Genomic DNA, 12218 nt, shown 5'->3' on the forward strand with positions numbered 1-12218 from the left:
CGTGACGCAATCGTCATGTTCGCGTCATGAGCGCGATGAGCGGAAAGCGGAACATGAAGCCTGCCGGTGGCCTGTGCGGCCGATGGCATTCGCGCCGTTCGCGCCAGCAGCATCGAAAGCGAACGGTCCTGTTCAGACTTTCATTCCGGACCGAAACGTGCATCGCCCCGTCATTCGCCTGTCGTTGATCGCAGTCCTGATCGTCCCATTGTTCGCGGGCTGCGTATCGCCACGTTCCGACACCGGCACGACCGCGTCGACCGCCGCGCGCAAGCCGGTGCCGGCCGACCTCATGCCCGGCGAGCAGATCGACTATGCCGGGCACCGCTGCGGCAATCCGAACCTGTACGTGAAGACGCATCCGTGCCTGTTTCCGCAACGCAGTCCAACGCCCTGATCGTCTGCCTCGCGACCAAAAAAAGGCCCGGTACTCGATGAGTCCGGGCCTAACGCGTGATCGTGCCGTACGACAGCGACCCGCTGCGTGGATGGGAACGGGCATCGCCCGTTACCGTTCCGATCGTAGCGAAACGACGCATCGTGAACCTGATCGGAACATGAAATTTTTGTCACGCAGGCGCGAGCGTACCGCCGCCGCGATCAGAACCGATGGCGCAACCCGAGATTGACGATGCCTTGCGTGCGCGTTCCGCCGTAGCCATAGGAGCCGATCGACGCCTGCGCCGTTTGCGTGCCGCCGTCGAGCGTGCGCTGTTCGCCGTTCGCGCGTTGCCACGCGCCGACCGCATAGAGATCGGTGCGTTTCGACAGCACATAGTCGGCGCCGGCGGACACCTGGTGGTAGGCCGCGCTCGTATCGCCGCGCGCTCGCGTGTAGCTGTAGCCGACGCCGACGAGCAGGCTGGGCGTTGCCTGATAGTTGAAGAAGCCGCGTGCGGTGTCGTACTTTTGCGTGCTGCGAAACGCAGACATCGCGTCGGCCTTGTACAGCGCGTTGCTGTAGTCGACGCCGACCGCGAACGGCGCGAAGTTGTAGCGCAACGCGCCGCGCGCAATGCCGATCGATTTCGCGGAGATGTAGCCGCCGTTGACCAGTGACCCGTCGAATGTCCCGTCCGAGGTGCCGTTCCAGCCGGTTCGGATGCCGTTGGCGAGCGACGAACGATTGGCCGCGTAATAGTAGCCGCCTGCCACGTCGACCGGACCGTTGCTGTACGACAGGCCGGCCGACCAGGTTTGCCCGGCGCCGCTCTTGCCGGCCACGCCGCCGAGCGCATACATGCCGACGAACTGGAAGCCGGCGATCATGGGAGACGTGTACTTCACCGCGTTGTCGGTTCGCGACGACGTGTCGTAGTTGTCGACGTCGCCGGGCGTCGCATAGACGCTGCCGAAGTAGAAGTCGCCGGTCACGGGCCACGCGACATCAGCAAGCGCGTCGTACTGGCGGCCGAGCGTCAGCGTGCCCCAGCGCGCGCTTTCGATACCGACGAACGCCTGCCGGCCGAACATCCGGTTGCCTTGCCCGAGCGCGCCGGTGTTCGGATTGAAGCCGTTTTCGAGCGTGAAGATCGCTTTCAGCCCGCCACCCAGATCCTCCGCGCCTTTCACCCCAAAGCGGTTGCCGAGCAGGTTGCCGTTGCCGAGGCCGACGAGATTATTGCCTTTCGCATTGGCGTTCCACACATACGTCAGCGACGTATCGAACAGGCCGTACAGCATGACTTCCGACGCGTGCGCCGCGTGGGCGGTCGTGAGCAGCGCACCCGACAACATGACGAGCCGAACTGGAGTTTTCATGGTGTGTCCCTGAAGTTCAAGATGATCGTTTCGTGCATCGGTCGATTCCAGTGCCGTACCTGCGGCCGGCGCTCGGAAATGTCGCGAGTGCGTTGGCGATTCTGGAAAGCGTTCGGATCGTGAAGGTGAGGGACAAATGAGAAAAATGTCATCGCCGCGTCATGAGCGCTGAAATCAATGACGAATTTAATTCGTATTGCGACGCAGTGAATGTGTGAATCGTGACGAAACCGTCATGCCGGGATCACGATGCCGCACCGCCGCCGGATCAAAGTGAAGGCTCCTGTCACGGATTCCCGGCAAGGAGCGAACGACATGAACATTCCGCGACCGGTGATCGCCATGACCGTTGCCGCGCTGTCGATCGCGGCCTTCTCGCAGACCGTCGCCGCGCAGGCGAAGACCCGGCAGGAAGTGCGTCGGGAACTGATGCGCGCGCGGCACGATGGCGTGATCCCGAGCCCGAATCACGACTACCCGGCGAGCCCGGCCGCCGTCGCACGCAATCAGGAAATCCATCGATCGACGGTTCACCGCGGCGAGAACGCACCGATGGTCGACGCGCACGACAACCGCTTCGCGGTGCGTTGATCCGTCATTCACGGCCGGCCGCGACGACGCGGTTCGGCCGGTTCCACCTCTGAAAAGGAGCATGCCATGCGCACTATCGCAACAGGAATCGTGCTGTCTGTCTGTTTGATGTCGACGGCCGCGATGGCGGCCGGCTGGCCGGAACGCGCGCTTTCGCATGCGTCGGCGCACGACGCCGGACGCCGCACGAACGAGCGGATGCACTGCGAATTCGCGGCGGTGCCGTCGGGCGAGTGGAGTGCGACGTTTACGCGCGGGCAATGCGAGGTCGACAACGGCCGGCTGACGTTCGTGCCGACCGACGCGGGCGGCGAGCCGAAGGTCGCGGAGAAGCGGATCGTGCTGGGCGATGTCCGTACCGCTTCGTATCAGTCGCGCAAGTTGAAGGAACAACTGCAACTGACGACACGCGACGAAGTGATCGCGCTGAACGTGCTGACCGACGACGGCAGCCGCAAATCGCGCGAGCATGCGATCGACTTGTGGGCCGCATTGCGCAACGCAGGCGTCACGCCCGTCAACGGCGCGCGCATCGTCGACACGTATCCGGCGGGCGCGACGACGTGGTAGCCGGCGCGCCCGTTCCGGTCAAAGCTGCGCGAGCGCCTGGTCGAGATCGGCGAGCAGGTCGTCGATATGCTCGATGCCGATCGACAGCCGCACCGTTTCCTCCTTCACGCCGGCCTTCGCGAGTTCGGCCGGCGACAGTTGCCGGTGCGTCGTCGATGCCGGGTGCGTCGCGAGCGACTTCGTATCGCCGATGTTGACGAGCCGCGTGAACAGCTTCAGCGCGTCCTGGAACTTCGCGCCGCCGTCGCGGCCGCCCTTCACGCCGAACGTCAGGATGCCCGGCGCGCGGCCCGACAGGTAGCGTGCGACGAGCGGATGGTCCGGGTGATCGGGCAGCCCCGCATAGTTCACCCATTTGACGTGCTCGTGGCGCGCGAGATGCCGCGCGATCTTCAGTGCGTTGTCGCTGATCCGTTCGACGCGCAGCGCGAGCGTTTCGATGCCCTGCAGGATCTGGAATGCATTGAACGGCGAGATCGCCGCGCCCATGTTGCGCAGCGGCACCACGCGCGCGCGGCCGATATAGGCGGCCGGCCCGAACGCCTCCGTATAGACGACGCCGTGATAGCTGACGTCCGGCTCGTTCAGCCGCTTGAAGCGGTCCGCGTGCTCGACCCACGGGAATTTGCCCGAATCGACGATCGCGCCGCCGAGGCTCGTGCCGTGCCCGCCGAGATACTTCGTCAGCGAGTGCACGACGATGTCCGCACCGTGCTCGAACGGGCGCAGCAGATACGGCGACGGCACGGTGTTGTCGACGATCAGCGGGATCCCGTGGCGATGCGCGATTTCCGCGAGCGCGGCGATATCGGTGATGTTGCCGAGCGGGTTGCCGACCGATTCCGCGAAGATCGCCTTCGTGCGCGCGTCGATCAGCGGCTCGAACGACGCGGGGTCGCGCGGATCGGCGAAGCGCGTCGTGATCCCGTATTGCGGCAGCGTATGCGCGAACAGGTTGTAGGTGCCGCCGTACAGCGAACTCGCGGACACGATGTTGTCGCCGGCTTCGGCGATCGTCTGGATCGCATACGTGACCGCGGATTGTCCCGACGCGAGCGCAAGCGCGCCGATGCCGCCCTCGAGCGCGGCGATCCGCTTCTCGAGCACATCTGTCGTCGGGTTCATGATTCGCGTATAGATGTTGCCCTGGACCTTCAGGTCGAACAGGTCGGCGCCGTGCTGCGTGTCGTCGAATGCGTACGCAACGGTCTGGTAGATCGGTACGGCGACCGCGCGCGTGGTCGGGTCGGGACGATAACCGCCGTGCACGGCGATGGTTTCGAGGCGCCAGTTCGAAGAGGCCTGATCGGTCATGGGTGCTCCGTCTGTTGTTGTGAAGTTCGAGAGGTACGGCCGTCCGGCGATTATAGGAGTACGAGTGCTGCTGTCCTTAGAACGAATGGTGTGTTGCTTATGGGGATGCCGCGCATAGAATGCCTTTTCCGAAGACAGGAGGCGTGCGATGGATCAGGACCAGTGGAACCAGGTGGATGCGTATTTTTCCGCGACGCTCGTGCCGTCCGACGATGCGCTCGACGCCGCGCTGGCGGCCAGCCACGCGGCCGGGCTGCCCGCGATCAACGTCGCGCCGAACCAGGGCAAGCTGCTGCAACTGCTCGCGACGATACGCGGCGCGCGGCGCATCCTCGAGGTCGGCACGCTCGGCGGCTACAGCACGATCTGGCTTGCGCGCGCGTTGCCGCCGGGCGGCACGCTCGTGACGCTCGAACTGCGCCCCGAGCACGCAAAGGTCGCGACGCAGAACATCGCGCGAGCCGGGTTCGCGGAGGTCGTGTCGGTGATCGTCGGCAGCGCGAAGGACAGTCTCGCGCGGCTCGTCGATGCGGGTGGCGCGCCGTTCGATTTCATCTTCATCGATGCGGACAAGGACAACAATCCGGTCTATCTCGACGCGGCGCTGAAGCTGTCGCGGCCCGGCACGGTGATCGTGGTCGACAACGTCGTGCGCGGCGGGCGCGTGGCCGATCCGGGCAATCGTGAGCCCGATGTGGTTGGCGTGCGCGACGGGTTCGCGCGTCTCGCGGCCGAGCAGAAGCTCACGACGACGGCCGTGCAGACGGTCGGACAGAAGGGCTGGGACGGGTTCTCGATCTCGATCGTCGGCGCGTGACGTGATGGCGGCACGCCACGCGCGTCAGCGGTTTTCCGACGCGGCGGCCCGGCGATACAGGCGCGGCCATTGATCCTGGAACAGGCCGTTGCAGGTGCCGTGCGTTGCGATGTCGGCGAGCAGGAAGCGCCGGCCGTCGAAGATCCACGACGCGGTCGAGCCGCAATCGCCGGCACTGCGCAGGCGGACCTTGCTCGACAGCATCGCGCTGGCGGAATCGTAGCCGGCCTCGGTCAGTTCGTTTGCGAACGACGCCGAATCGAGCCCCGCGTTCGCGTTCTCGCCGAAATTCATCGCCGTCGGCGCGTACGGCGCCGCACGTCGCACGCGGTACCACAGGTCGGTGTGGTTATACATGCTGCTGGTCTGGCACGGGATCGCGACAAGCGCGTCGTCGGCCGAGATCGCCACGGCGCGCGACGCCTTCCTGCGATCGCCGGCCGACATTTCGTCTTCGACATCGGCGGCGCATTGCTTCACGTCGGCGCCGAATTTCGCGAGCACGGCATCGACGAGCGGGCGCTGTTCGGCGGCCGACAGGTTCGCGACGGGCGGCGCCGGAACGACGGCGGGCGGCAGAGCCGGCGCGGGCGGCACCGACGACGCCGGCCGGGGGCCGGGGCGCAGCAGCGCCGTGACCGTGCCGACGCGGCCCTGCGTGTCGTCGATCAGCAGCAGTGCGGCATTCAATCCCGACAGCGGCGTGCGGGATGTTTGTGCCGACGCCGGATCGCCGAAGCTCAGCAGTTGCGCATTGCGCGACGCGGCGAGCCACGCGGCAACCGTTGCCGGATCGCTCGTCCGGATCCGGAACGGGTGCGCGTCGTTATTGTCCGACTTGTCGCCGAACGCATGCCATTGGGCCGGCATCGCGTCGAACGGTCGGCCATCGACGCGTGCCGTGCGCAGATCCAGTGGCGCCGACGCGAAGATGTCGAGCGATGGTTGCGCGTCGGGGCCGGCATCGCGCGTCACGCGCAGGATGAGGTTGGCGCGTGCATCGTCGATATCGTCGGCGTGGCTTTCTGCGATGCAGCGGTTGCCGTTGTCGCAGACGACCGACCAGCTCTTGAAGTCGCGCTCGACCGGCGGCCGCGAAAGCGGGCGGGCCTGTGCAGCGAGCGGGGAAGTGGCAAGGAGGGCGGCGAGGGCGAGCGAAAAGCGGTGCGACATGACGGTTCGTATCGGCTGTGAATGGGCGGGCGGAAGACGTCGGACTGCAAGCGCATCGTCAGCAAGCGGTGCACGTCGAGTGCAGCGGCGCATGACGCGGCGCGCTTTGCCGAATGACGCCAAGTATACCGCCGCAACGGATGGCGTTCGGTGCGACGACGCGTAGTATGCGGGCACGCACGTTGCTCACCGGCAGCGGCCGGGCGCGTGCAGATGCGGAAACGGCGCGATGCCCGCAGGCATCGCGCCGTTCGTCTTTCACCGACCGTCGACCACGTCGCGCAGGAACGTGTCGAGCATCGCCACATCGCCCCACGGCCGCTTGTATTCGCGATCGTGTTCGGCATCCGCGAGCATCGTCTCGACGAGCGCGTGGATCGCGCGCCGCACTATCCTTTCACGCACACCACCTGGCGCAGCGTATGCACCACTTCCACGAGGCTGCGCTGAGCCGCCATCACCGCATCGATGTCCTTGTAGGCCATCGGGATTTCGTCGACGACACCCGCGTCCTTCCGGCATTCGACGCCTTGCGTCGCCTTCACCTGGTCGTCGGCCGTGAAGCGGCGCTTCGCTTCGGTGCGGCTCATCGTCCGGCCTGCGCCGTGGCTGCACGAACAGAAGCTTTCCGGGTTGCCGAGCCCGCGCACGATGAAGCTCTTTGCCCCCATCGAACCCGGAATGATCCCGAGCTGCCCCTTCTGCGCGGATACCGCGCCCTTGCGCGTCACGAACACGTCTTCGCCGAAGTGGCGTTCGCGCTGCACGTAGTTGTGGTGGCAGTTCACCGCGTGCTCGTCGACCGCGAACGGCTTGCCGATCACGCCGCGCGCCGCGCCGATCACCGCGTCCATCATCGCCTGCCGGTTGCGCCGCGCGTAGTCCTGCGCCCAGCCGACCGCTTCGACGTAATCGTCGAAGTGCCGGCTGCCCTCGGTGAAATACGCGAGGTTGCGGTCCGGCAGGTTCGCGATGTGCTGGCGCATGTCGGCCTGCGCGAGTTCGATGAACAGGCTGCCGATCGCGTTGCCGACGCCGCGCGAGCCGCTGTGCAGCATGAACCACACATGGTCCGCTTCGTCGACGCACACTTCGATGAAGTGGTTGCCGGTGCCGAGCGTGCCGAGATGCGCGTAGTGGTTCGTCTTTTCCAGCTTCGGATACTTGTCGACGATCCGCTGGAAACCCGGCAGCAGCGATTTCCACGATTCGGTCACGGCGGCCGGCGTGCGATCGCCCCACGCGCCCGGATCGCGGCGGCCGGGCGCGCGGCCGTGCGGCACCGCGCGTTCGATCGCGCTGCGCAGCCCGCCAAGCGAGTCCGGCAGGTCGGACGCCGTCAGCGTCGTGCGCGCGGCCATCATCCCGCAGCCGATGTCGACGCCGACCGCGGCCGGAATGATCGCGCCCTTCGTCGGAATCACGCTGCCGATCGTCGAGCCCTTGCCGAGGTGCACGTCCGGCATCACCGCGACGTGGCGGAAGATGAACGGCATCTGCGCGGTGTTGCGCAGTTGCGCGCGCGCTTCGTCCTCGACGGCGACGCCTTGCGTCCACATCTTCACCGGCTTGCCGTTCGCCAGTTCCATCACCTGATAATCCATGTCAGCCATTTGCTTCACCTGATTCGTTCATTCGTGCGGCGCGGTGCACATGCGCCGCGCCGCTTGTTTCGAGCCTTATGCACCCTTGATGCTGACGAGTCCGTTCAGCACCTGGTCGAGACCGCCGAACACCGAGATGCGGTCGATCCGTTCCGCGACGCGCTCGAGCGTTTCCAGCTCCTTGAGCCGCAGCGCGGTCGGGTTTTCTTCCATCACCTTCGCGGTGTTCAGCAGCGAACGCGTCGCCGCCGTTTCCTCGCGGCGGCGAATCACGTTCGCCTGCGCGGCCTTTTCGGCTTCGACCACCTGCGCGAGGATCGTCTTCATGTCGCCCGGCAGCACGATATCCTTCACACCGACGCTGCGCACGTCCACGCCCGAGTTTTCGAGGCGCGCACGCACCTGTGCGATCACGACCTCGTCGATCGACTGCTTGTCCTCCAGCAGTTCGTCGAGCGAGCGCGTACCGACGGCCGCACGCAGTGCGAACTGCAGCTCGCGATACAGGTGCTCGACCGGCTTCTGCAACTGGCCGAACGCATGCAGCACGTCCGCATAGCACCACGTCGCCGACAGGTTCAGCCGCAGCGCGACCTTGTCGCGCGTCAGGATTTCCTGTCCGCCGACTTCGAGCGCCTGCACGCGCAGGTCGACGAGTTCGACCGCGACGTCGCGGTTGAAGCGCCAGAACGCCGACACGCCCGCGTCGAGCAGCCGCTCGATCTTGCCGTCGATCTTCAGCACACCGACGTGGTATGCCGGCACCTGCGCCAGCAGCACGCCCGTCAGGCCCGCCACGCCGCGCGCACGCAGCGTCGGTTGCACGATGCGCTTCACGAGCGCGGCCGGCAGCATGCTGTTCTCCGCGAGATCGACGCGTTCGAGACGGTGCGTGGTCAGGCCGCGCCAGTACAGGCGGCGCGTGCCCGGTGCCAGGATCTCGACGAGCACGTCGTCTTCATAGCGCAGGCCGGCTTCGTCGTCGGCCAGATCCATCGCGACGAAGTATTGCGCGAGCACGTCCTGTGCGTCGTGACGCAGGTAGTCGGCCAGCGCTTCGTCGGCGAGCGGCGCGTCGAGACGCGCGGTCTGCACCGACAGGCGCTTGAACGGATCGAAGGCCTTGAACACGCCCGGTTCCAGCACCTTCACGAAATCGCCCTCGCTCATCAGCAGCGCGCGTTCGTTCTTTTTCACTACATGACGCTTCCACATATTCTTGTCCTTTTCTTCAACGACCGCCGGGTGACGCGCATCGTGCGGATCGCGGTGCGACGCAATCGGGCGGGCGGCGCGGGGGCCGGCGCGGGCGCGGCACGGCGACGCATCCTGCATCGCGTCGTCGTGCGCGTTCGCGCGGGCTGTCCGGCCGCCTGGCCGATCGCGCGGAGCCGTGACCGGTCCGACGCGCGGCGGGCCTTGCGGCCCGCACCGGCGGGTACTGCCTTCATAACGAGACTGTCCTTGCGGACAGCGTTCGGACGGGATTCGAACCCGCCACACACCGGCTTTCGCCGGCTGCTCCACCTGAATGAGCTTCCGAACAGTGGGCGCCCCGGGATTCGAACCCGGACGTGGCATGCCTCGCGCGCCCCTTTGCCTTCGTCTGTCCATGGCGGCATGCGCTGCCGCGACGAACGAGGTTCGGCGGCGGCGCACCAGCAGGGCTTTGTGAACCCTGGCTCGCGGGCCAGCGGGACATCCGGCGCTTTCTATTTAGCGAGGAGCGTGCCAGCGGGGAGTTCAGTGCTCGAAGAAATTTCTAGTTAATTGAAATTAAAGGGGAATTGCCTGCGTCGAATTGATTCGCGTCGGCCTTGCCCGCCAGGAGGGATCAGGAAAATCCGATACAATCGGATCGCTTCTTATCCTATGAGATAAACATGCGAAAGACAGTCGTAATCGGCTTTCTCGGCACGGTGCTCGACCAGGGCGGTCGCGCGCCGCGCCGCTACCGCAAATGGCGGCCGACGATCTCGTTGTGCGAGCAGCCCGACCTGCCGATCGACCGGCTCGAGTTGCTGCATCCGCCGAGCTACACGCGCCTCGCCAACCAGGTGCGGGACGATCTCGCGCACCTGTCGCCGCACACCGACGTGCGGCTCACGCCGCTCACGATCCACGACCCGTGGGATTTCGAGGAGGTCTATGCGACGCTGCACGACTACGCGCGCGCCTATCCGTTCGACCTCGAACAAGAGGATTACCTGATCCACATCACGACCGGCACGCACGTCGCTCAGATCTGCTGGTTCCTGCTGGCGGAAGCGCGCTACCTGCCCGCGCGCCTCGTGCAGACGGGGCCGCCGCAGCGGACCGACGAAGGGCCGAGCGGGCCGGGCACGGTGTCGGTGATCGATCTCGACCTGTCGCGCTACAACCGGATCGCCCAGCGCTTCACGCGCGAACGCGACGAAACGGTGTCGTTCCTGAAGGCCGGCATCGCGACGCGCAACGCGCGCTTCAATGCGCTGATCGAGCAACTGGAGCGCGTGGCCGTGCGTTCGCGCGCGCCGATGCTGCTCGTCGGGCCGACGGGCGCCGGCAAGTCGTTTCTCGCCAAGCGCGTGTACGAGCTGAAGCGCGGCCGCCATCGGCTCGCGGGGCCGTTCATCGAGATCAACTGCGCGACGCTGCGCGGCGATGCGGCGATGTCGACGCTGTTCGGCCACGTGAAGGGCGCGTTCACGGGCGCGCAGTCGGCGCGCGCGGGGCTGCTGCGCGCGGCGGACGGCGGCCTGCTGTTTCTCGACGAGATCGGCGAACTCGGGCTCGACGAGCAGGCGATGCTGCTGAAGGCGATCGAGGAGAAGCGCTTCCTGCCGGTCGGCGCGGACGTCGAGGCGACCAGCGATTTCGAGCTGATCGCCGGCACGCACCGCGACTTGCGGCTGATGGTGGCGGCCGGCACGTTCCGCGAGGATCTCTATGCGCGGATCAATCTGTGGACGTACGAACTGCCGGGGCTTGCCGAGCGTCGCGAGGACATCGAGCCGAACCTCGAATTCGAGCTCGACCGTTTCGGCCGCGAGCAGGGCGAGCAGGTGCGGTTCAACGTGGAGGCGAAGCGGCGTTATCTCGCGTTCGCCGCGTCGCCGCGTGCGGCATGGGCCGGCAACTTCCGCGAGCTGTCGGCTTCGGTCACGCGAATGGCGACGCTGGCCGATGCGGGGCGGATTACCGAGGCGCTTGCCGAGCAGGAAGTCGAGCGGCTGGCGCGCACGTGGTCGCTACCCGGCGGCGCGGGCGGGTCCGATACGTGGGTCGATGCGGTGTTCGGCGCGCGTGCGGCGGAACTCGACCTGTTCGACCGCGCGCAGCTCGAACGCGTGCTCGACGTGTGCCGCGTGTCGGCGAGCCTGTCGGAAGCCGGGCGCACGCTGTTCGCGGTGTCGCGGCAGGGCAAGAAGCAGCCGAACGATGCGGATCGGCTGCGCAAGTATCTTGCGCGCTTCGGGCTGGATTGGGAAGCAGTGCGGCAGGTGCTCGACAGGGGCGTACCGTCGACCGGTGGGCGTTAGCGACGTCACATTGCAAGCGCTCGTTGCGCGAGCCATCGGAGCGGCCGTCCCGAACGGTCTGCGGCCAGCCACCGGTCAGGGCGGCTGGCCGCAGGGAACCTTCTCGCTCAAAAAGGAGCTGATTCATCCGCAGCGGCGATTGGAGAAGCTTCATCCCCCCGCGTCTATCGGATATCGCTTCAGGCGAGGCAGGTCACTTCCGGATCCCACTTGTAGTATCCGGAGTTTGCATAATTGATGTCCCCGGTCCTGCGGTCGACCTCCATTGCGTAGAAGGTCACGATGTATTGATCGGTGCCTTGACCGACAACCGATGCGCTGACGCGGTTGTCCAGGAAGTTCTTGATATCGTAGGGTTCCTTCTTGTCGATGTTGTACGCCAGATAGGATCCCGGAACATCGTTCGGCGGGCCCTGGAACTTGAGGACTCTGGAGGCGCCGTTCGGTTCGATCGAAACCAGCGCTCCCGCATGATTGATGTTCCCGCTGAACGAGAGGCCGCGCCAGCGAACGGTGTCGCCGGTGAGGCCGTAGATCGAGATGTCCGGCGTCGCGTTCGTCGAGGGTTTCACATATTCCTCGGGCGCAACCATGTACGCATATTTCACCGAGGTCGGCCCGTGAGGGAGCCAGATTGCGGTCTGAGGCGTCTTGTTACCCACGGGTTTGAAGTCGTGCAGAATCAGCTCGACGTCGAACAGCGAGATGATTTCGATGGTCGCCGGTGCGCCGGCCAGAATTTCGCGGTGTCCCATGATTCGCTCCGAAGAGAAATGATGTACCAAGTGAAGGCGCTCGCGGCACCTTCTCCCCCTTCCAGGTCGATCGTCTTCTCGGTCGAAGAATTCAAATCGTGTGAAAGAGTGC

The 12218-nt window shown here is 65.9% G+C and carries 11 protein-coding genes, 1 tRNA gene and 1 pseudogene; 5 read left to right on the top strand and 8 right to left on the bottom strand.

Going from position 1 to position 12218, the window contains the following annotated elements:
* Window positions 1–82: 82 nt before the first annotated feature.
* Window positions 83–397, top strand: coding sequence for a hypothetical protein (locus OEJ37_RS21285; protein WP_174421496.1), 315 nt, complete (start codon window positions 83–85; stop codon window positions 395–397).
* Between the two features lie 203 nt (window positions 398–600).
* Here OEJ37_RS21285 and OEJ37_RS21290 read toward each other — a convergent pair whose 3' ends face one another.
* The gene (locus OEJ37_RS21290; RefSeq protein ID WP_263345408.1) at window positions 601–1761 is read right to left on the bottom strand and encodes a porin; all 1161 of its coding nucleotides are present in this window, start codon (window positions 1759–1761) and stop codon (window positions 601–603) included.
* 315 nt (window positions 1762–2076) lie between these two features.
* Between OEJ37_RS21290 and OEJ37_RS21295 the strand changes: the two genes are divergently transcribed.
* Together OEJ37_RS21295 and OEJ37_RS21300 are read left to right on the top strand one after the other, a co-directional pair.
* The gene (locus tag OEJ37_RS21295) at window positions 2077–2352 is read left to right on the top strand and encodes a DUF4148 domain-containing protein (protein WP_263345410.1); all 276 of its coding nucleotides are present in this window, start codon (window positions 2077–2079) and stop codon (window positions 2350–2352) included.
* Window positions 2353–2418: 66 nt separating this feature from the next.
* The gene (locus tag OEJ37_RS21300) at window positions 2419–2922 is read left to right on the top strand and encodes a hypothetical protein (RefSeq protein ID WP_263345411.1); all 504 of its coding nucleotides are present in this window, start codon (window positions 2419–2421) and stop codon (window positions 2920–2922) included.
* Window positions 2923–2940: 18 nt separating this feature from the next.
* Here the strand turns inward: OEJ37_RS21300 and OEJ37_RS21305 are convergent, their stop codons facing one another.
* Window positions 2941–4236, bottom strand: coding sequence for an O-acetylhomoserine aminocarboxypropyltransferase/cysteine synthase family protein (locus OEJ37_RS21305; RefSeq protein ID WP_263345412.1), 1296 nt, complete (start codon window positions 4234–4236; stop codon window positions 2941–2943).
* Window positions 4237–4384: 148 nt separating this feature from the next.
* On the opposite strand from OEJ37_RS21305, the gene OEJ37_RS21310 reads away from it, so the two are divergent.
* A complete protein-coding gene (locus OEJ37_RS21310) occupies window positions 4385–5053 on the top strand; it encodes an O-methyltransferase (protein WP_263345413.1) in 669 nt (222 codons plus the stop codon).
* A gap of 24 nt (window positions 5054–5077) precedes the next feature.
* Here OEJ37_RS21310 and OEJ37_RS21315 read toward each other — a convergent pair whose 3' ends face one another.
* The 5 genes and pseudogenes from OEJ37_RS21315 to OEJ37_RS21335 all read right to left on the bottom strand — a co-directional run bounded on the left by OEJ37_RS21315 (window position 5078) and on the right by OEJ37_RS21335 (window position 9376).
* Window positions 5078–6226 carry a DUF1176 domain-containing protein gene (locus tag OEJ37_RS21315; RefSeq protein WP_263345414.1) on the bottom strand — a complete coding sequence of 383 codons (1149 nt, stop codon included), beginning with the start codon at window positions 6224–6226 and terminating at the stop codon, window positions 5078–5080.
* Window positions 6227–6484: 258 nt separating this feature from the next.
* A pseudogene (locus OEJ37_RS21320) lies at window positions 6485–6613 on the bottom strand (nucleotidyltransferase); the annotation flags it as partial.
* Window positions 6614–6615: 2 nt separating this feature from the next.
* Window positions 6616–7839 carry an RtcB family protein gene (locus OEJ37_RS21325; RefSeq protein WP_317891539.1) on the bottom strand — a complete coding sequence of 408 codons (1224 nt, stop codon included), beginning with the start codon at window positions 7837–7839 and terminating at the stop codon, window positions 6616–6618.
* Between the two features lie 66 nt (window positions 7840–7905).
* The gene (locus OEJ37_RS21330) at window positions 7906–9045 is read right to left on the bottom strand and encodes a slipin family protein (RefSeq protein ID WP_174422140.1); all 1140 of its coding nucleotides are present in this window, start codon (window positions 9043–9045) and stop codon (window positions 7906–7908) included.
* 258 nt (window positions 9046–9303) lie between these two features.
* Window positions 9304–9376 (bottom strand) — tRNA-Phe (locus tag OEJ37_RS21335).
* Between the two features lie 337 nt (window positions 9377–9713).
* Here OEJ37_RS21335 and rtcR point away from each other — a divergent pair.
* Window positions 9714–11351, top strand: a complete 1638-nt coding sequence (rtcR, locus tag OEJ37_RS21340) for an RNA repair transcriptional activator RtcR (RefSeq protein ID WP_263345418.1) — start codon at window positions 9714–9716, stop codon at window positions 11349–11351.
* Window positions 11352–11530: 179 nt separating this feature from the next.
* Here the strand turns inward: rtcR and OEJ37_RS21345 are convergent, their stop codons facing one another.
* The gene (locus tag OEJ37_RS21345; protein ID WP_175917552.1) at window positions 11531–12106 is read right to left on the bottom strand and encodes an AidA/PixA family protein; all 576 of its coding nucleotides are present in this window, start codon (window positions 12104–12106) and stop codon (window positions 11531–11533) included.
* Between the last annotated feature and the right edge of the window lie 112 nt (window positions 12107–12218).

Source organism: Burkholderia sp. BKH01 (assembly GCF_025685725.1).
GTDB classification, from domain to species: domain Bacteria; phylum Pseudomonadota; class Gammaproteobacteria; order Burkholderiales; family Burkholderiaceae; genus Burkholderia; species Burkholderia pyrrocinia_C.

Coding starts and splice junctions, on each gene's coding strand:
- OEJ37_RS21300 (WP_263345411.1), top strand. CDS start 2,419: ATGCGCACTATCGCAACAGGAATCGTGCTGTCTGTCTGTTTGATGTCG.
- OEJ37_RS21325 (WP_317891539.1), bottom strand. CDS start 7,839: ATGGCTGACATGGATTATCAGGTGATGGAACTGGCGAACGGCAAGCCG.
- OEJ37_RS21305 (WP_263345412.1), bottom strand. CDS start 4,236: ATGACCGATCAGGCCTCTTCGAACTGGCGCCTCGAAACCATCGCCGTG.
- OEJ37_RS21345 (WP_175917552.1), bottom strand. CDS start 12,106: ATGGGACACCGCGAAATTCTGGCCGGCGCACCGGCGACCATCGAAATC.
- OEJ37_RS21310 (WP_263345413.1), top strand. CDS start 4,385: ATGGATCAGGACCAGTGGAACCAGGTGGATGCGTATTTTTCCGCGACG.
- OEJ37_RS21315 (WP_263345414.1), bottom strand. CDS start 6,226: ATGTCGCACCGCTTTTCGCTCGCCCTCGCCGCCCTCCTTGCCACTTCC.
- rtcR (WP_263345418.1), top strand. CDS start 9,714: ATGCGAAAGACAGTCGTAATCGGCTTTCTCGGCACGGTGCTCGACCAG.
- OEJ37_RS21330 (WP_174422140.1), bottom strand. CDS start 9,045: ATGTGGAAGCGTCATGTAGTGAAAAAGAACGAACGCGCGCTGCTGATG.
- OEJ37_RS21285 (WP_174421496.1), top strand. CDS start 83: ATGGCATTCGCGCCGTTCGCGCCAGCAGCATCGAAAGCGAACGGTCCT.
- OEJ37_RS21290 (WP_263345408.1), bottom strand. CDS start 1,761: ATGAAAACTCCAGTTCGGCTCGTCATGTTGTCGGGTGCGCTGCTCACG.
- OEJ37_RS21295 (WP_263345410.1), top strand. CDS start 2,077: ATGAACATTCCGCGACCGGTGATCGCCATGACCGTTGCCGCGCTGTCG.